At 45.1% G+C, this 18,489-nt stretch carries 19 protein-coding genes, 1 tRNA gene and 1 other annotated feature; of the genes, 6 read left to right on the forward strand and 14 right to left on the reverse strand.

Annotated features, from left to right (window positions below; genetic code table 11):
• Positions 1-46: 46 nt before the first annotated feature.
• Entirely contained in the window at positions 47-955 is a 909-nt protein-coding gene (locus LA20533_RS00785) for an EamA family transporter (RefSeq protein WP_056946331.1), read from the reverse strand.
• A 154-nt stretch (positions 956-1,109) separates the two neighbouring features.
• Positions 1,110-1,349: a binding site (T-box leader), on the forward strand.
• A 112-nt stretch (positions 1,350-1,461) separates the two neighbouring features.
• On the opposite strand from LA20533_RS00785, the gene LA20533_RS08885 reads away from it, so the two are divergent.
• The 4 genes from LA20533_RS08885 to LA20533_RS00805 all read left to right on the forward strand — a co-directional run bounded on the left by LA20533_RS08885 (position 1,462) and on the right by LA20533_RS00805 (position 4,943).
• Positions 1,462-1,935 (forward strand): PLP-dependent transferase, encoded by a 474-nt coding sequence (locus LA20533_RS08885; RefSeq protein ID WP_054744849.1) that lies wholly within the window; start codon positions 1,462-1,464, stop codon positions 1,933-1,935.
• Positions 1,936-1,958: 23 nt separating this feature from the next.
• Positions 1,959-2,228, forward strand: coding sequence for a PLP-dependent transferase (locus LA20533_RS08890; RefSeq protein ID WP_250637498.1), 270 nt, complete (start codon positions 1,959-1,961; stop codon positions 2,226-2,228).
• 118 nt (positions 2,229-2,346) lie between these two features.
• A tRNA-Arg gene (locus LA20533_RS00800) sits at positions 2,347-2,420 on the forward strand.
• A gap of 132 nt (positions 2,421-2,552) precedes the next feature.
• Positions 2,553-4,943 (forward strand): Xaa-Pro dipeptidyl-peptidase, encoded by a 2,391-nt coding sequence (locus LA20533_RS00805; protein ID WP_056946341.1) that lies wholly within the window; start codon positions 2,553-2,555, stop codon positions 4,941-4,943.
• Between the two features lie 46 nt (positions 4,944-4,989).
• Here LA20533_RS00805 and glnA read toward each other — a convergent pair whose 3' ends face one another.
• The 4 genes from glnA to miaA all read right to left on the reverse strand — a co-directional run bounded on the left by glnA (position 4,990) and on the right by miaA (position 8,971).
• Entirely contained in the window at positions 4,990-6,327 is a 1,338-nt protein-coding gene (glnA, locus tag LA20533_RS00810; protein WP_054744844.1) for a type I glutamate--ammonia ligase, read from the reverse strand.
• Between the two features lie 17 nt (positions 6,328-6,344).
• Positions 6,345-6,680 carry a MerR family transcriptional regulator gene (locus tag LA20533_RS00815; protein ID WP_054744842.1) on the reverse strand — a complete coding sequence of 112 codons (336 nt, stop codon included), beginning with the start codon at positions 6,678-6,680 and terminating at the stop codon, positions 6,345-6,347.
• 106 nt (positions 6,681-6,786) lie between these two features.
• The gene (locus LA20533_RS00820) at positions 6,787-8,043 is read right to left on the reverse strand and encodes a methionine gamma-lyase family protein (protein ID WP_056946354.1); all 1,257 of its coding nucleotides are present in this window, start codon (positions 8,041-8,043) and stop codon (positions 6,787-6,789) included.
• Positions 8,033-8,971, reverse strand: coding sequence for a tRNA (adenosine(37)-N6)-dimethylallyltransferase MiaA (miaA, locus tag LA20533_RS00825; RefSeq protein WP_056946360.1), 939 nt, complete (start codon positions 8,969-8,971; stop codon positions 8,033-8,035). Before miaA ends, LA20533_RS00820 begins: the two co-directional genes overlap by 11 nt.
• Before the next feature lie 70 nt (positions 8,972-9,041).
• On the opposite strand from miaA, the gene LA20533_RS00830 reads away from it, so the two are divergent.
• Positions 9,042-9,221 carry a DUF3042 family protein gene (locus tag LA20533_RS00830; protein ID WP_056946365.1) on the forward strand — a complete coding sequence of 60 codons (180 nt, stop codon included), beginning with the start codon at positions 9,042-9,044 and terminating at the stop codon, positions 9,219-9,221.
• An 89-nt stretch (positions 9,222-9,310) separates the two neighbouring features.
• On the opposite strand, the gene LA20533_RS00835 is transcribed toward LA20533_RS00830, so the two are convergent.
• The 7 genes from LA20533_RS00835 to LA20533_RS00865 form a co-directional block, all read right to left on the reverse strand.
• The gene (locus LA20533_RS00835; RefSeq protein WP_141322543.1) at positions 9,311-9,712 is read right to left on the reverse strand and encodes a rhodanese-like domain-containing protein; all 402 of its coding nucleotides are present in this window, start codon (positions 9,710-9,712) and stop codon (positions 9,311-9,313) included.
• Positions 9,713-9,724: 12 nt separating this feature from the next.
• A complete protein-coding gene (locus LA20533_RS00840; RefSeq protein WP_056946366.1) occupies positions 9,725-10,684 on the reverse strand; it encodes an ROK family glucokinase in 960 nt (319 codons plus the stop codon).
• The gene (locus LA20533_RS00845; protein ID WP_056946368.1) at positions 10,677-10,889 is read right to left on the reverse strand and encodes a YqgQ family protein; all 213 of its coding nucleotides are present in this window, start codon (positions 10,887-10,889) and stop codon (positions 10,677-10,679) included. Before LA20533_RS00845 ends, LA20533_RS00840 begins: the two co-directional genes overlap by 8 nt.
• Before the next feature lie 2 nt (positions 10,890-10,891).
• Positions 10,892-11,581, reverse strand: a complete 690-nt coding sequence (locus LA20533_RS00850; RefSeq protein ID WP_056946370.1) for a rhomboid family intramembrane serine protease — start codon at positions 11,579-11,581, stop codon at positions 10,892-10,894.
• 48 nt (positions 11,582-11,629) lie between these two features.
• Positions 11,630-12,172 carry a 5-formyltetrahydrofolate cyclo-ligase gene (locus LA20533_RS00855; RefSeq protein ID WP_056946372.1) on the reverse strand — a complete coding sequence of 181 codons (543 nt, stop codon included), beginning with the start codon at positions 12,170-12,172 and terminating at the stop codon, positions 11,630-11,632.
• A 51-nt stretch (positions 12,173-12,223) separates the two neighbouring features.
• Positions 12,224-12,373, reverse strand: a complete 150-nt coding sequence (gene rpmG, locus LA20533_RS00860; RefSeq protein ID WP_075362765.1) for a 50S ribosomal protein L33 — start codon at positions 12,371-12,373, stop codon at positions 12,224-12,226.
• A gap of 80 nt (positions 12,374-12,453) precedes the next feature.
• Positions 12,454-14,556, reverse strand: coding sequence for a peptidoglycan D,D-transpeptidase FtsI family protein (locus tag LA20533_RS00865; RefSeq protein ID WP_056946374.1), 2,103 nt, complete (start codon positions 14,554-14,556; stop codon positions 12,454-12,456).
• A gap of 115 nt (positions 14,557-14,671) precedes the next feature.
• Here LA20533_RS00865 and LA20533_RS00870 point away from each other — a divergent pair, with 115 nt between their 5' ends.
• On the forward strand, positions 14,672-17,362 hold the full coding sequence (locus LA20533_RS00870; RefSeq protein ID WP_056946376.1) for a YfhO family protein: 2,691 nt from the start codon (positions 14,672-14,674) through the stop codon (positions 17,360-17,362).
• 32 nt (positions 17,363-17,394) lie between these two features.
• Here LA20533_RS00870 and LA20533_RS00875 read toward each other — a convergent pair whose 3' ends face one another.
• Together LA20533_RS00875 and greA are read right to left on the reverse strand one after the other, a co-directional pair.
• The gene (locus LA20533_RS00875) at positions 17,395-17,772 is read right to left on the reverse strand and encodes a HesB/YadR/YfhF family protein (protein WP_075362766.1); all 378 of its coding nucleotides are present in this window, start codon (positions 17,770-17,772) and stop codon (positions 17,395-17,397) included.
• A gap of 185 nt (positions 17,773-17,957) precedes the next feature.
• On the reverse strand, positions 17,958-18,440 hold the full coding sequence (gene greA / locus LA20533_RS00880; protein ID WP_054744831.1) for a transcription elongation factor GreA: 483 nt from the start codon (positions 18,438-18,440) through the stop codon (positions 17,958-17,960).
• Between the last annotated feature and the right edge of the window lie 49 nt (positions 18,441-18,489).

The following is an 18,489-nucleotide window of genomic DNA, read 5'->3' on the forward strand; positions in this document are numbered from 1 at the left end:
AATAACAGAGCTATATGGAAAAAGCAACAGTTCTACCACCTAAATCTTAACGATCGTAGAAGCCGAGAATGGCAATCGCCACCATGATGAACGTAATCACGGTATATTGTTGCCAGTTTAGTTTCTCCTTCAAGAAAATCCGGGCCAAAATAATGGAGACCACACTGTATGAGGCAATCATCGGTGCAGCGACAATTGCGTTGCCGGCCGTCGCACCAACGTAGAAGAATTGACCAAGTGTTTCGAAAATCGCAGCTAAGCCTTTAGAGCGTTCCTTGAAGATGTTGACCGTCTCTTTTTTGACCAATGCGAGGTACAACCAGATGACGACACCCACGATTAAGAATGTTAATTCATAGCTCATATTCGCTTGGTCCTCAGGGAGGATCTTCTTGTAATAGAGGTAAACTCCGTCTAAAAAGGTCCCGGTTGCGTCGAGTAACGCATAGATGATTGGGAAGATAATCGCAATGGCACTTAAGCGATACTTTCGATCAACTTTCTCCCCCTCTGTCAAGAGTTCAGCATCAGCTTCCTTCTTCTCGAAAATACCAAGCAGAATCATTCCGATAATGATAATCGCCACGGCGACCCATTGAAGTGGCTCCATGTTACCATTCATGAGGAAGAATGACAGGAGGACTACAAACGCACCAGAAGAGTTCTGAAGCGGACTGGATACGGATAACTCAATGTACCGCAGACCGAAATATCCCACCCCCATTGAGAGGATGTACATTGCAGAAACCGGTAGGTAAACGATTAGGTTGCGCCAGTCGTAGTCGATTCCCTCGTACATCACGTAGTAGAACAACACGTGAAGTCCCATGACAACGCCGACCAAAATTACCGTTTTTAATGCACTGTACCTATCTCTCTCATGATTGCCTAGTTTATAAAATAAATCAGCAGCTCCCCAGGCAAGAAGCGTGATTAACGCAGGTGCAAACCACATCAGCGTATTCTCTCTTTCTTTTTAAAATCTTTGTTAGGATACACAAAAAAATCACTGTCGTCAATCAAAAAATCATACGATTATTGATTTATTTCGTTTTTCCTATTGACACCCGGTAAACGGGAACCCATACTAGCAACCAATCAAACAACATTAAAGAACAATGAAAAGATGAGTACAGGTATTTCATTATTCTCAGAGAGTCTACGTGTGGTGTGAGTAGATAATAATACTGCTTGGAAAATGGTCTTGAAGCGTCGTAACACTGAGCCTTAATGTAAAGTTTTACTGGGTACGCCCATTATAGCGTGCGGGTATGTTGGTACTCAGTGAGGGATTATGCTTTTTCATAATCTAAATTAAGGTGGTAACACGATTCAATGTCGTCCTTACTTTCGCGTTTGCGATTGTAAGGATTTTTTTATTGCTTAGAAAAGGAGCAGCAAGATGACTAAATTAAAAGAAAATGCACCATTTCGGGTCGATATTGAAGGAAGATTTTTGACATGACAGAGAATAAGACCAAATCAGATTTACACTACGATTCATTAGTTGTGCAGGGCGTTCCCACACGCGAGAACGAGTATGGTGCCATCATGCCCCCAATCTTTCTCAGCTCAACTTACCGCTTCCAGGATCTGGATCACGATGGACAATACGAATACGTCCGCACGCAAAAGCCGACCCGTGAAAAAGCAGAACGCCTCATTGCCCGGTTAGAGGGAGCCAGATACGGCCTCGAATTTAGTTCGGGCATGGCTGCTATCGCCACCGTCTTTGAACATTTCAATCCCGGCGACCGGGTCATCAGTTCGGCGAATATTTACGGCGGCACCTACCGCTTCTTCAGTGATCTTTTCACGAAAAACCAGATTGACTACAGCCTAGTACTAGACCTAAATCACCTGACAGACGCCGATTTCACCGAGAATACTAGGAAAGTTTACATCGAGACGCCCCTAACCCAACGTTACGGGTAACGGATATCAAGCAGGTCGCAGAGATTGCACACCGTCACCACGCAATTGTCATTTGTGATAACACGTTTATGACCAGCTACTTGCAACAACCGCTTGAGTTAGGAGCCGACGTCGTTGCCTACTCCGCGACCAAATACTTTGGCGGCCATGCCGACCTCTGTGCCGGCTTCGTTGTTTTAAACGATCAAACACTCGCCGAAGAATTTTACTTCTACCAAAATACCCTGGGGGCAACCATTAGCCAATCCAACTATTACATCGCACCAACTAAAGCCGGTTCTTCTATCCCTTGAACGAATAGTCACTGGAGCTTTGCACGCGTCAATTACTCATTAGCTAAAAAAATCTCGGGATAAAACCCTAATTCAATTGACAAACTGCTCAGTTACTTAGTACAATATACTTCGTTCTGACACAGTAGCTCAGCTGGATAGAGCAACGGTCTTCTAAACCGTAGGTCGTGGGTCCGAATCCCACCTGTGTCATTAATGCTTAAAACCGAACCGGTTGGTCCGGTTTTTTTTGTCGTCTGCAGTGACCAGAATCGGTGATAACAGTCTTTTAAACCGTTCTCAAAAACTGTAAAATAAAGATTATATGATGTTGGAGGTAAACACATGAAATACAATCAATACGGTCGCATCAACGTTGGTCAGGCCGACCAAATTAAGGAACTCATCGCACTGAAATTTCTTCCCGCCGAGTATGAGACGTTAGAATTCTCAGACTTATTGGGCTTGTTGTTCGGCAAACTCTTCCCGGAGCAAAAGACCATCGGTGCTAAGCGCCAAACGCTCTCGGCCATCGCGGCTGATGAAACACAAAGTATTTTCGCACTAATTGAACAACACGTGACCGAAATCACGCAGAATAATTTCTACAACGTGGCCCTGCAGCTACTGGGCTATCATGCAGGATACGACTACGATTTAGGAAATCCCTTAGCGCTTTTCAAGGAGCACAATTTACCCTTTCTGCAAGCCAATAAAATCAACCAAGAAAACATCTTTAATGCATACTATCTTTTGCTATCTACCAGGGCGAAGAACGGTCAATTATTAATTGATCATCTGGCAGCAAAAGGCTACTTCGTTCCGTGGTTCAAGGCGGAAAAACCACAATTTGTCTACTTCAACGGCAAGATTCTGCCCGTGTTCGATACCACTAAGATTATCCGCGAAGTCATCTATGTTGAAAGTGACCTCGACACAGATCACGATGGCCAAAAGGATCTGTTACAAGCAACCATCTTTCGTCCACAAGAGACTGAACAAAACTTACGGGTACCAATCTTGTACACTGCCAATCCTTATTGGGGTGGCACAAACGATGTCGATGATCACCTCCACTCAGTTGATGAGAACCTCACCGAAATCAAAGAAAATCCTGTCTACCGCCAACCAGCCCCTAACTTGAAGGAAAAGAGCGTGCCAAGTACAGAGAATGCTGTGCCTGAAGAGACAGCAACTAGAAACGGCATCTACAGCCTGAATGAGTACTTCCTCGCTCGCGGATTCGCAAACGTCTATGCAGGCGGTATTGGAACATACGGCTCTGACGGTGTGCGCCTTTGTGGCTCAGTGGAAGAGACCATCTGTGCCAAAGAAATTATCGAGTGGCTAACTGGCAATCGGATTGCCTATACAACACGCGAAAGAACCACTCAGACTAAAGCCTGGTGGTCTAACGGTAACGTGGCGATGACCGGCAAATCCTATTTGGGTACTCTGGCAACGGCAGTGGCTACTACCGGCGTTAAGGGGCTAAAGACGGTTATCTCAGAGGCCGCAATCTCAAGTTGGTATGATTACTACCGAGAACATGGGTTGGTAATTGCCCCGGTACTCTGCCAAGGCGAGGATACGGATATTCTGGCTGAGCTATGTCAGAGTAACTTCCAGCAATCTGCTGATTACCTAAGAAACAAGCCCTATTTCGACAAAGTTATGCAGGCTTTAGTGGCCGGACAGGATAGAACCACGGGCCAATACAACGATTTCTGGGCTGCCAGGAACTACCGGCATAACGTCAAGAACATTAAATGCAGCTTCATCTCGGTTCACGGTCTAAACGACTGGAACGTTAAGCCAAAGAACGTCTACAAACTATGGCACGAACTCCAGAATCTGCCAATCAAACACAAGTTGTTCCTTCACCAAGGACCACACACCTACATGAATAATCTACAATCAATCGACTTTACAGACATGATTAATCTTTGGTTAGCACATGAGCTCTTAGGTGTAAAAAACGGCGCATTGATTCAATGGCCAGACGTACTTGTCCAGGATAATCTACAGGCAGACACCTGGCATTCGGAGCAGACCTGGTCTAACAACCTTGGTCAGGCGACCACTTATCACTTGAATAACAACCAGCAATTAGCAAAGAACCAGGATGCCGCAAGTATCCACTCCTTTGAAGACGTCGGTGGCAAACAGTTCCATGAGATGAATATCTCGGAAACAGAATGGGAAAAGCAATTTCTCGGCGGCACGAAGTCTTGGCTTGATGCCCAACTCCGTTTCATGAGCGAACCATTAGATTTCCCAGTCACGCTTGTTGGCCGTCCTAAAGTACACCTACGAGTTAGTTCAAGCTTAAAGAAAGGCCAACTCTCCGTAGCTTTGATTGAACTGGGCAGAAGAAGCCGTCTAAGTGCAGTGCCGCAAGTCGTCGACCTCAACGGTCAAGAACTAGGATACCATTTCGGCACGGAATCCTTAAAAGAGTTTCAACCCGCTCATCCGACAGACTTCAAGTTGATTGCAAAGGGGCACCAAAATATCCAGAATTATGCGAATCAAAGGATCGCCAGGTCTGTAACGCCCGGTGAGTTCTACGATCTAGAATTCGAACTTCAACCAACCTACTACACACTGCCAAAGGACACCCAGTTGGCACTTGTAGTCTACAGTACAGATCAGGGCATGACTAAACGACCACAGGAATCAACCACTTATACGGTCGACCTAGCTCAGAGTAGCATCACAGTTTATCAGAAGTAACTAAAAAACCGAGCCTTCAGTTGAAGGCTCGGTTTTCTTTGTATACCTAGTATAATTGCATGTATTGTTCACGTTCCCAGTCAGAGACGGTCTGCCGGTAGCTCGCCCACTCAAGATCCTTTGAGTCAACAAAGCTTTGTGCTAAGTGTTCTCCCAGTGCGTCCAGCACTACTTGGTCTTTCTTGAATGCCTTAACCGCATTATGCAGTGTCGAAGGTAAATCGGTGATGCCATTTGCCTTACGCTCTGTTTCGCTCATTGAATAGATATTTCGATCAACGGAGTGTACAGGCATCTGTCGTTCTTTCAAGCCATCCAAGCCGGCCATCAGAATTCCCGCAATCACCAAGTATGGGTTCGCAGTTGGATCCGGGCTCCGGAACTCAATTCTAGTAGAGTTGCCTCGACCTGAGGGAATCCGAATTAACGGCGAGCGATTACGTGCGGACCAGGCCACATAGACAGGTGCCTCGAAACCTGGGACAAGTCGCTTATACGAATTTACAGTTGGATTATTGAGCGCCGTCAGCGCCCGTGCATGGTTCAGTACACCATTCAAGAAGTAATAGGCCTCCTTTGAAAGCTGTTGCTCACCCTGACTATCAAAAAAGATGTTTTGGCCGTCTCGGAAGAGCGACATGTTCATGTGCATTCCACTACCGTTAATTCCTTGGAGTGGCTTAGCCATGAACGTCGCATGGAGACCGTGTTTGCGCGCAATTGTCTTCACAACTAGCTTGAAAGTTTGGATCCGGTCAGCAGCCTCTAATGCATCAGCATAGCGGAAGTCAATTTCGTGTTGACCCGGCGCTACTTCATGGTGACTAGCCTCCACCTCAAAGCCCATCTTCTCAAGTTCTAAGACGATGTCACGGCGACAATTTTCCCCAAGGTCAACCGGTGCAAAGTCGAAGTATGCACCCTGATCATTTAGGTCCAATGTTGGCTCATTGTTATCATCTAATTTAAAAAGGAAAAACTCTGGCTCGGGGCCAATATTAAAGTCCGAAAAGCCTTTATCGCGCATCTGCTCTAGCACGCGCCGTAGATTATTTCTGGGATCGCCTGGGAAAGGCGTGCCATCTGGCAGATAGACATCACAGATTAGGCGGGCAACTTTGCCATGCTCAACGCCCCAGGGAAAGATTAGCCAAGTCGAGAGATCAGGATGCAGCAGCATGTCGCTCTCCTCAATCCGCACAAAGCCATCGATTGATGAGCCATCAAAAGTGATTTTGTTATCGAGCACCTTATCCACCTGTGAAGCCGGAACCTCAACGTTCTTAATTATTCCGTTAATATCTGTGAACATCAACCGCAGGAACTGTACGTTCTCCTCCTGCATAATCTGTTTTATTTCTTCCTTTGATAATGTTTTCGCCATTGAACCTACTCCGTCTATTAAGATTTATTTCCGAAAGGACTACTCTGTAGTAACTCATCGAACAAAATCTTTCTGGTCGTCTGATCATCGTTTTGACTCGGATGTGACATTTTCTTACTCAGAAATTTCTTGGTTTCGGCCAAACTGAATCCAGCACTGATTTGTGCTTTAATCTCCAGCAGCAAATCAATCTGATTCAGGGAGAACAAACGTTGTCCCCCTGGTGTTCGTGCCACCTTGATCAGTTCCTTGTCTGTGTAATAGCGAATCTGCCTGGCAGTTAAACCAGTCAGTTTAATCGCGATTGCCATCGTCAAAATTGGATAATTGCGGCGTGTCGTAATTTCATCCATGTTATTTACCTCGAGTACGTTGATTAGAATAGCACATTCTAAGAGAATTACAATTTTCCATGTAAGCTATTCTAACATGTACAGCAAATAAACTGTATTTTGGCGTTTATTTGCTAAAGTATAGTTGTTCAACTGCGTTAATTAACGCTAGTTTAACGTGCTCAAATGTTAGTCCGCCTTGAAGGTAAACTGCGTAAGGTGGTCTAATTGGGCCGTCCGCCGAGAACTCGAGTGTTGAACCTTGGACAAATGTCCCGGCGGCCATAATGACCTGATCCTCGTAGCCAGCCATCTCACTTGGATTTGGTACTACAAAAGAATCAATCGGCGAATTTGCCTGAATTGCCTGAATAAATTTAATCATTTTTGCTCGATTGTTAAAGATCACTGTCTGAATTAAATCCGTTCTAGTATCAGTAAATCTAGGAGAAACTTCTAACCCGACCCGTTCAAGAAGGGCACTGGTATAGATTGCTCCCTTAATTGCCTGACCCACAACATGCGGTGCCTGAAATAGGCCCTGGTAGAACGTCCTATTTGCATCTAGCGTGGCACCCTCTTCGCCACCGATGCCCGGTGCCGTAAGTTGATACGCCGCATTTTCAACTAATGAGGCATCACCGACGATATAGCCACCAGTTTGGGCCAAGCCACCACCCGGATTCTTGATCAAAGATCCGGCCATCAGGTTAGCACCCAGCTCAGTTGGCTCAACCGTCTCAGAGAATTCACCATAACAGTTATCGATAAAGATAATGGCGTTTGGCAGCGTCTTTTTGACGAAATCGATCATCTGCTTGATTTTCTGAATGACGAAACTCTGCCGGGTATCATAACCACGTGAACGCTGAATAGCAACGATCTTCGGATGATCTCGTAACAGGATGGTCTTTGCTGCTGCAAAATCGATTTCACCGTCTTTTAACGGAACGTGTGAGAAATTAACCCCCCACTCAACCAATGAGCCGCGCTTGTTACCGGCGATACCAATGACTTCCTGCATGGTGTCGTATGGCATCCCAGTTAAGTAAGTCAATGTGTCTCCGGGGCGCAAGTTACCAAATAACGCCGTGGACAGCGTATGCGTGCCCGAAACAAACTGGGTGCGAACCAAGGCCTTCTCCGTGTGGAAAATGTCCGCATAGATTTCATCAAGCTTCTCACGACCATAGTCATCATTGCCGTAGCCATTAGTTCCATTCAAATCCGATTCTGAAACTTGATGCTTGATGAAGGCATCGAGGACCTTCTTTTGGTTGAACAACATGTTTGCTTCAACTCGTTCAAAATACGGCTTTACCTGTTCATCCACTTCAGCCAATATCGTATTCAATTGTTCATTTGCTACTAGTCTATTTGTCATTATTTAACCACTCAATTACTTCCTGTTTTATTTTTGCAAAATCCGTTGCGGCGTCAGGATTATAGTCAGTTAAATCACACCAACTGACGGACATTTTATTCCTAAAGTAGGTTAGTTGCCTTTTGGCATACTTACGTGACGCCTGCTTCAGCTTAGCCACAGCCTCATCAAGAGTTTGTTCGCCTTCAAAGTAGGGAAACAACTCCTTGTAGCCAATTGCCTGCTTAACCTGTTGAATCGTCTCTTTGTGTGTGAAAATAAATTCAGCCTCTGCTAATAGACCCTGCTCAAGCATCGTATCCACCCGCCGGTTGATCAAATCATACAGGTGGGCACGCTCCGTATTTAAGCCAATAATCTTGGTATCAAACAAAGGGGCAATCTGTTCCTGTTGCTGTGAGAACGGGTGTCCAGTCCGTTCTATCACACTCAAAGCACGCATGACCCGCCGCGTATTCTGGTAGGGAATTTTGGCCGCTGCCTGCGGGTCCTGCTCATGTAGATGCTGCCAGAGTGCAAGTGGACCTGCACGCACCAGATATTGCTCAATTTGCTCGTCCACCGGAGAATCATATGTCTCCTGTTCCCCCAGTTGCAACCCATTGACCAAGGCCGTGATATAAAAGCCCGTACCACCAACAACCAGTGGAAGGTGATTGGCCGCGTTAATCTGGCCGATTGCTGCATTCGCACGAGCGACGAAATCCTTCACCGAATAGGAGTCAAACACGGATAATTCATTTACTAGGTGGTGTCTTGCCATAGCCAATTCAGCCTCAGCTGGCTTTGCCGTCCCCACCGAAATTTCCCGATAAATTTGCATGGAATCGCCGGAAATGATTTCACCATTCAACTGCTGGGATAACGCCACGCCAAGTTTTGTTTTGCCAACCGCAGTTGGGCCAACAATAATTAATACCTTTTGCATACACATTTCCTTTAATAAATTGGTTTTTATGCTAAAATTTAGTTGTTAACGAATTAGGAGGAAAACGAACATGGCTAAAAAATTTACTACCGGTTTCCTGACTGGTGCACTAATTACCATCGCGACCGCTGCTGCAGGACTATTTGCCTTCAAGAAGACGGTGCTTGATCCAGAGGATCAAGAAGCTGAGCGCATTGAAGAAAATCGCCGGCGGGCCAATCGCAAGAGTTTCAGTGCTCATCAAGGCTAATTTTAACATAAAAAATGCTTGGTTTTTAGTAACAGTTCCAAAGGAGCTGCGTTTAAACCAAGCATTTTTATTTTGGTCGTCTTGTGCTTTTAGTATTTAGAAGACTTGGTCTTACCTTCCCACTTGCTAAAACCATTCTGGAGGAACGAAACGTTCGTGTATCCATTCTTGCGTAGTAATTTCACGGCACGAACGGAAAGACCCACGCTATCGCCATAGATGTAAACTGGTAGATCAGCCCTAATTTCGGAGTAAGTTGAGCGAATCATCGAGAACGGAACATTTCTAGCACCCAGAATATGACTCTTCTTGAAGTCCGCCTTCTCACGCACATCGATGATCTGAGCCTTACGCATGTTTGCTTCGAATTCTTCGTTTGTTAATGCACCACCCATGCGTTTTGCCTGGATTTTTAAGTATAACCAGTTACCAAACAACGCCAGCAAGATGACAATTAAGACCGAGTTTAGAACCCACATGAATATTTGCAAAATTTACCTCTCCTAACCTTTAACTACTAGTGATGCTGCGCCAATCACGCCGGCCTCGTTACCAAGAGTAGCCAGTTCAACCTTAGTAGTGTTGCGCACATTTGGAAATGTGTATTTTTCAAAGTACTTCCGCACAGTATTGAGTAATAATTCACCCGCTGCAGATACACCACCGCCGATGACCACGTACGATGGATTCAGTGAGTTACCGAGCATTGCTAACGCATAGCCGAGGTCATCACAGACCCGTTCAACAATCAGAAGACCAAGGGTATCTTTTTCACGAGCGCTGTCGAACACCGTCTTAGCTGTCACTTCCTCACCATTGTCAAGCATTTGCTTCAGCTTTGAAGTGCCGGCAAATTCCTCTGACATGTCGCGAGCAACACGAACAATACCAGTGGCACTTGAGACAGTCTCTAAGCAGCCAACATTACCACAGGTACAAAGATAGCCGTGCTTATCAATCGTGATGTGGCCAATCTCACCGGCGGAACCAGCAACACCGTGGAGAATCTGGTTATTCATGATGATTCCACCACCAACACCGGTGCCAAGTGTGACGAAGGCCACATTCTCGGCATTGTTGCCGGCGCCCTTCCATGCCTCACCAAGTGCAGCAACGTTCGCATCGTTCTCCAGTGTTACGGGAATCTTCACGCCTGCTTCAATTTCTTTTTTCACATTAACGGTATGATCCCAGTTCAAGTTAAATGCACCTGTAACTGTGCCATTATCGTAGTCGATTGAGCCAGGTGAGCCCATGCCGATGCCGCTAAAATCGCTTGCGTCCATTTGGTACATCGACAAGTGATGATTAATTGATTCGACAATGTCTGGTACGATGTGGGAACCTTCATCGTTGATGTTGGTATCCTCAGCCCACCGTTGTTGAATCTCACCCTCCGGTGTCAGGATAGCAAACTTAATAGTCGTACCACCTAAATCGATTCCAATTAATTTCTTATCCATTGTTCTTCTCCTTTTGTTCCTCAATTTCATGTTCATGTTGCAACACTAATTTGGCCGATAGGTATTCTTTTTGAGAGACGACGCCTGAATGGTACAGCTTGTCGAGTTCAATTGCCATTAATTCGATATCCCAAATTCTCTTGCCGAGATAAACATAAATATTAAATTTTTTAAGTAGTTGTTGTACATCATACAAATTTCTCATTGTTAATTCGTTAACACCATTCCCGTACGCAAAGTGAAGACAACGTAGATAATTAAGCCCACGAGAGCGAGTACACGAATCTTATTGCTATAGATTGATTTGTTAACGCCACCGCTAATTACTATACCAAGTAGAAAGCCTGTGAGCAACCCTCCGATATGACCAAAAATGTCGATGTGACTGATAAATAGGTCTAAGAAGAGGTTAAGCGCCGCCAGAATAAACAGTTGCTTCCCGACCATGGCAATTGGTGTATAACGCCGCAATTTAATTGCTAAGGCAATGACCACGCCAAACAGGCCAAATAATGCCGTGCTTGCTCCCGCAGAAGTAGCTAGGTCACTCGCAAAGGCAAAGCTAAGCAAATTCCCACCAACACCACTTAACAAGTACACGCTTAAAAAGCGCCAAGGACCAATCATTGGTTCTAAGATACTGCCGACATAGTAAATAATCACAGCGTTTGAGGCCAGATGTAGTATACCAATATGGACAAACTGGGCCGTAAACAAGCGCCACCACTGATTACCAAGCACAATTAACGGGTTGAAGCTCGCCCCATATTTAAGCAAGGTAGCGATATTCGTGCTCCCACCATCGAATGTCTCCGCTAAAAAGACGATGAGCATGACAATCAGAAGACTGTTAGTAACCGCAGTCCGCCCGCTAAAATAATTTTTTATTTTCTGCAAAATATTATCCTCAATCCGAATATTAGTCGTAATCAGTCCTAAACAAAGCTAGCCGACCGTGATAATTTCATCAACGGGAACGTCAAGCATTGAAATATCCCACTCGGGTTCCTCGAATAGCATTTTGGAATACGCAATGCCCACTGTCTTTGTCTGGTAACGATTCAAGAAGAAGTCAAAATTACCTTCGCCTACACCGACGCGATAGTGGCCCTTCTGACTGAAGGCCATTCCTGGTGCCACAATTAAGTCAAGCCGGTTATTCACTACATTATCATTGAACTGATTCAACTCGGCAACTGATTTTGGGATATTAATCTCCGCGGGCCACAAGATGAAATCAAGTTGATTGCGTTTGGTGGGACGAGCCAGATAAACGTCTTTCCCTAAATCGCGTAGCTGTCTGACTAGCTGATTAATTGGCAGCTGCAGGTCATCGTTCAGTGAGATGCCAACGCTCGTCGCGCTTTGAAAAATGGGACTCTGACTAATTTTCACTAGTAATTCGTCTGTTTCCGTGCGACTTTTGGCAGTCTGAAAAAAATCTTCTAACCGTATAATTTGTTCAGCCCTAAAGCTACTTTTATCCATAACAGAACCTCAAGATAGTAAAAAACAACAGGTCCCCCTGTTGTTCGTTTGTTATTTTGTTTCACGATGAAGTGTAACATGACGTTCACGAGGGCAGTATTTCTTCAGCTCTAAACGTTCAGGATGGTTACGTTTGTTCTTTTTAGTTAGATATGTTCTTTCGTGACATTCAGTACATTCTAATAAAATGTTGTCGTGCATGTGATTCACCCTCTCTTAACCTATATTAACTGTATTAGTTTACCATCAACCATTAAATTTTACCAGTATTATTTAATAGGTTATTTGTAGAGTTTGAAATAATTGGTAAATAAATCCCGTGCGACATCGAGATTGTAGTGTTGAGTATTACCAGAGGCCAAGTTAGGAAAGACAACAGCCACCGCTATCTCTGGCTTATTCGCTGGCGCATAGCCGACAAAGCTGAGCGTAATAGTCTCAGGTGGTGTGACGTTGCCCGGATTATCCGGATCGTAATAGAAACTTTGTGCGGTACCGGTCTTGGCCGCAATCTCAGGCTTGATATCTGCCAATGAATGTGCGGTACCCCAACCATTTGAACCGTGTACAACATTATAAAATCCCTGTTTTATAACATTATATTGGCTCTCAGACCACGGAATACTGCTTTGCGGTTTGGGATTAGTTCTAGCGTAAACATAGTTGGTTTTTCCGTCATTTGCATTCTCCCCAATTGTCTTGACCAGATAAGGCTTCATCTTATAACCGCCGTTAGCGATTGTGGAGACATACTGTCCCAGTTGAATCACAGTGTAGGCGTCATAGTTACCATACGACAAGTCAAGCACACTACCGGTAAGGACGTTGCCGTTTTCGTCAAAGGAACGGCCGGTGATTCCCCCTACCTCACCCGGTAAATCAATCCCAGTCTTTTGGCCCAAGCCAAATTGGGCAAAGTTCTTCCGGAGAGTCTCAAATGCCGTGCTAGGCATTGCGATATACTTATTGGGCACATAATTTGCTTTGACCCACCGCAGCGTCAGTTGCATCATATAGATATTTGATGAGACTTCAAGCGCAGAGGGTGCTGTAAGTGAACCAAACGTCCCCACTGGATAAACGGACTTTTTCACCGGCGTCGCTGGCAAATAAATTGGCGTATCTGGAAGAGTGTTATTAGCGGGTGTGATTGTCCCACTCAGGAGTCCGCCAGCCACCGTGGCCCCCTTGACCACGGAGCCCATGACGAACGACCGGTTAATGACACCAAGAGCATCATCCACCGTTTTGTTTGTCTTTGGGTTGTGTTTCACGCCAGCAATGGCCAAAATTGCGCCCGTTTGGGAATTCATTGCGACGGCATAGGCTCCATCTGAGTACTGCGTTGTGCCATCACTTTGGGCCTGCCGATAAACCCTCGTTAAGGTGTCCTCAGCCATTTTTTGGTATTTTGAGTCAATGGTTAAAGTCAGGCTGCTGCCCTTCGCACCAGCATAGGTCACCTTATTATCCTCAACCTCATTGTTGGCTGAGACTTCCACCTGTGAAAGCGTCTTTGAACCCTTTAGAATCGACTCATACTCCTTCTCAAGGTAACTGGTACCGACGCGGTCGTTTCTGGAGTAGCCCTGAGTCAAGTAGTAGGACAAGTTATCTTCAGGCAAGCCAGCCTTCTCCGACGAGACAGAACCAATAATACTGCGCATCGAATTACCATTCGGATAACTTCTGGACCAATCCGTTCCGATACCAACTCCCGGCAAGCTATCAAGGTGCTCCCCTACCTTAGCTAGTTCATCATCCGTTAAATCCTTGTTCTTCAGGTAGATAGTGGAGAGCTGATATGCTCCACTAATTTTTTTAAAAATCATCGCCGCCGTTTTCTGGCGTTTAGTAAACTTGATGTTCTGCTGCTCAACTTCTTCCACAATCAACGGATAAACAACACTGTTAGCTTCGGCATCCCCATCCGCATTATACCGCTTAGAGCGGGGCACGCGGTTAGTCATTTTGGCCAAGTTCTTTGGGTCGCCCAAATAATAGTCGGCTAAGTCACGCTTCGTTGGGTCTTCATCTGAGAGATCGATGTATTGGCTCAAGGCATCACTGATTTCCTTAATCTTACTTGTGGAGACGCTGATCCCTTTAGTGTACGTAATCGCGTTGTTGGGCTGGTTACCAACTAGTATGCGCCCCTTTGAATCGTACATTACCCCTCTTGGAACGTTCGTTGAGACAATCTTCTGGTCACTTTTTTGGACCTCGGCCTCAAACCGGCCACCATAGGCAATTTGCAGGTAAGCCAGTTGGCCTACGAGCATCGCAAAAAGTACGAGAATAACTCCCAAGATAATGTTCATTCTCACGGGGATTGATGATGTATTTTTCTTATTTGGCGCCTTAATCTGTCTAATGTATTTCACTATTTGTTCACCTTTGATGTCTGGCAATAATTTTAGCAAAAAAAAGATGAAATTACTAATCGATAACGGTTAAAATAAGGAATATTAGAGTAATTTAAGAACTTTGAGGTAAGTAATGGTTATCAAAAGACATATCCGCACAAACCAGCCAATCAAGCACCAAAAGAGAAACTGGCCGCCCTATCTCCTAAGCTTCTTGGTGCCTAGTCTGCTTTTCACATCCTATTTCTTCTACCGCGGTGTCGTGCCGTTTGGTCATAGTTCCATTCTGACAGTTGATCTCGGCCAGCAGTACATCGACTTCTTTGCTTTCTACCGTCACAATCTCTTCACACATCCCAGTAACCTGCTCTTCACATTCAGCAAGGGATTAGGGGGAACGCTGATTGGAACCTTCGCCTACTACCTCACAAGCCCGTTGAATCTCCTTGTCTTTCTCTTTCCAGAGAGCCAGCTTCCTGGTGCAATCTTCGTCATTATCAGCTGCAAAATCGGCTTGATTGGACTAACAGGCTACCATTATTTCAAACGCAGATTTAACTTCAAACAAACGCGCATCGCACTTGCACTAGCGGTCAGCTACGCTCTAAGTGGCTATGTCATCACCAACAACTTCAACCTGATGTGGCTTGATTCCGTCATTTTACTGCCACTACTTGTGCTAGCCGTAGATTACTTGGTCGAGTCACCAACTATCCCTAGTAGTGGAATTCACAAACATAACTTACTCATCGTCCTGTCCTTGACCTGGTTCTCCAATTTCTACACCGGTATGATGATCATTCTCTTCACTACGCTATACTTCTTGATTAGGCTTTGCCAATATTCCCACCTGAAAAACAAGGGGCTCCGCTGGCAAAAACTCCGATTCTACGTTGTCCAAAACTTCTTCTCTGGCATGCTCAATGCAGTGGTTTTGCTTCCAACATTTCTCGAACTACTACAGGGCAAAGCGAAATCCACGGAGAATATCTTTAACCTGCACTTTAGCGTTCAACCACAAAATCTCTTGGCCAAGCTCTTCTCCGGGAGTTTCGACTTCGACGAGATGTCCCAGGGTATGCCCAACTTCTACTTCGGCGCCATCCTCTTGGTCTTTCTCCTAGCCTACTTTTTGTGCAAGCAGTTTCCGATTAAAGAGCGCTTGTTGAACCTCGGACTAATTGTGTTCTTACTCCTCTCGATGTGTTTTGACCCACTGATTTTACTCTGGCACGCCGGCCAATTTCCCACCTGGTATCCGGGACGATTCAGCTTTGTCCTCAGCTTTTTCGCCCTCATTCTGGTGGCAAAGTATCTCGAATATTGGCAAAGTGGTTCAGCAAAGCTTTCACCAAATAAAATAAAGGTAATAGGGCTTATTTTACTGGCCCTGATCACCTTTGTCGGCAGTAAGCTTGTTGCCTTTCAATTTCTCGACCAGGCGCGCATGTTCATCACCATCGGCCTCCTCATCGTTGGTCTCTTGCTGCTCGTTTATCGGGGTCAGTTAAGGATTGTTACCACCACGCTCCTCGTTTCTTTGATTACTTTGGACGTTGCCACGAACCTGGTCGGTAGCCTGCAGGATATCACTTATCAGGACTACGCAGACTACATCAACTACACCAAAGCAGTCAGGACCGCCACTACCAGCGTTAATCAGAAGCAGCAGTCTCTCTTTCGCATTGAGAAAGATTTCTTACGGTCGGACGATGATTCGTTTTCTAGTGGCTATGCAGGTGTAGGACAGTTCAACTCAGTTATCGAGAAGAATCAGATTGATTATCTGCGGGACCTCGGCCTTGTGACCAATGCCAACGCATTTTCAAACGGCTTCCCCACGGTGGTCAGCGACAGCCTCCTTGGTATTAAATATTATCTTACAGAAAATCAGGCCTTCGAAGAAAAACGCCAAGTGGCGAGCTTCGAACAACTGAGTTATCGACCGGACTTCAAGCTGTATCAACCGGTACGAACAGTTGGTCAAATTAATCTAATCCGGAATCCCTACGCCCTCCCCTTTGCTTACTTGACGAAGAAGGAGATTAAGGAAACTTTGAGGTCTAATACGGGCAGGATGAACCAGGAAGCGATTTTACAGAGCATACTCCCCAGCAACACACCGTATTTCACCCAGCTTACGTTACCAAAGGCTACATTGAAAAACTTCGAGTTAACCGCAGGGCAGAAGTATAAGACCGTCCTACCCGGTCAAACCGGCACCGTCAGCTTTACATTCACCCCCTCAACGGATGCGCCCTATTATCTCTCGATTCCTCACTGGCTTGTAAAAGACGATGTGAAGATTTACGTCAACAAGCACCAGATAAATAATAGTGATCTGGCGAGCGAGCCTAAGCTAATCAACGTTGCTGCCGCGCAGAAAACATACCCAATCAAAATTACATTTGAGGCCAAAAACATCCTTGATCTGAATGAACTCTATCTCTACCAATTCAATCTGCCACAGTTTAAAGTAGCAACAAAACGACTCCAGCAGACCGCGCCGCAAATCCGGCAGCTGAGCGCACGTAAACTGGTAAGTAGTAGTTTCCACACCAAAAGTAGGCAGATTCTCCAGACACAAATTCCGGTCACATCTTATAGTGGACGCTGGCTCGTTTATGATCATCAAGAAAGAATTAAAACTACTGATTGGAACAACGTCATGCTCCAGGTGCCCCTTAAAGCGGGGACACACAAGCTGAGGTTCGTCTATCAGCCAATTGGTTTATATTACGGATTAGCAATCTCAACTCTCACTTTACTAGTATTTCTGATCAACGCGTTTGTGACTAGAAACCAACAAGAAAAGGCTGATTAATTAATCAGCCTTTTTGTGTTAACCTAATCAATCTATGGCTCGTCGTGCGCACTGGCACCCGATGTCCCGTCAACTTCGGACGCACCAGTAGTATCGTCTGTAACTTCCTGCCCATCGACCAAAAAGTTATACTTTGGTTCCTCTAACTTATCATCAAATTGCACATCAAGATCATACTCACCAAAGAACCAGCTATCACCATCTGTGACGAAATAATTTCGCCCGTCACGGACAACTAGTGCCGCTGTATTTCGGGGGACCTCTTTAGTCTTAACAATACCGATAGACATGCCATCATGTACAGCAGTCTTGCCATACACCTTTCCGATAAATCGCACACCCTCTCCTGGCTCTAGCTTCAATTCATGAACGTACCATGCATGTGCTTTATCAGAGATACTTAGTTTCATTTAACCGCTCCTAACGTTGAGATTATTGTGAATCAGTAAGTATTACAGAAATCATAATTCAATTGTACATTAACCGCTTACATTTTTCCGTAAAATTGGCTTTTTTCACAAACTTTTTTATTTTTCGGACCAAAAAAAACTAAGTCCCAGGCCGTCGCCCGAACTTAGTTCTTAAAACACTTCGATTATTGTACTACTTCAACTTTGTTAATTAAGACATCAAATGAACCACCAGGTGTGGTAATTGTCACTGTTTGTCCCTCTTTCTTGCCAAGCAACGACTGGGCAATTGGTGATTCGTTTGAAATCTTACCAGCAAGTGGATCTGACTCGGCTGAGCCAACAATGATGTATTCTTCAGGATCGTCCTCGCCTAATTCGGTGAAGGTGACTTTCTTACCGACAGAAACCTCATCGGCGGACACCGTTGAAGCATCAACGACCTGAGCAAACTTCAACATCTCTTCAATTTGCTTGATCCGGGTCTCTACCACACTTTGTTCGTCCTTAGCTGATTCATACTCGGAGTTCTCCGATAAATCGCCGTAAGAACGGGCAATCTTAATGCGTTCTATTACCTCCGGACGCTTAACTAATTTCAAGTTCTCTAATTCTTCTTCTAACTTAACTTTCCCCTCCGCAGTCATCGGGAATACCTTATCGGTCATCTTAACACCTCATAATTATTTTCTGAGTTAAATCTTATTGGTTATCTTG

Origin of the sequence: Amylolactobacillus amylophilus DSM 20533 = JCM 1125 (genome assembly GCF_001936335.1) — a bacterium.
GTDB classification, from domain to species: Bacteria; Bacillota; Bacilli; order Lactobacillales; family Lactobacillaceae; genus Amylolactobacillus; species Amylolactobacillus amylophilus.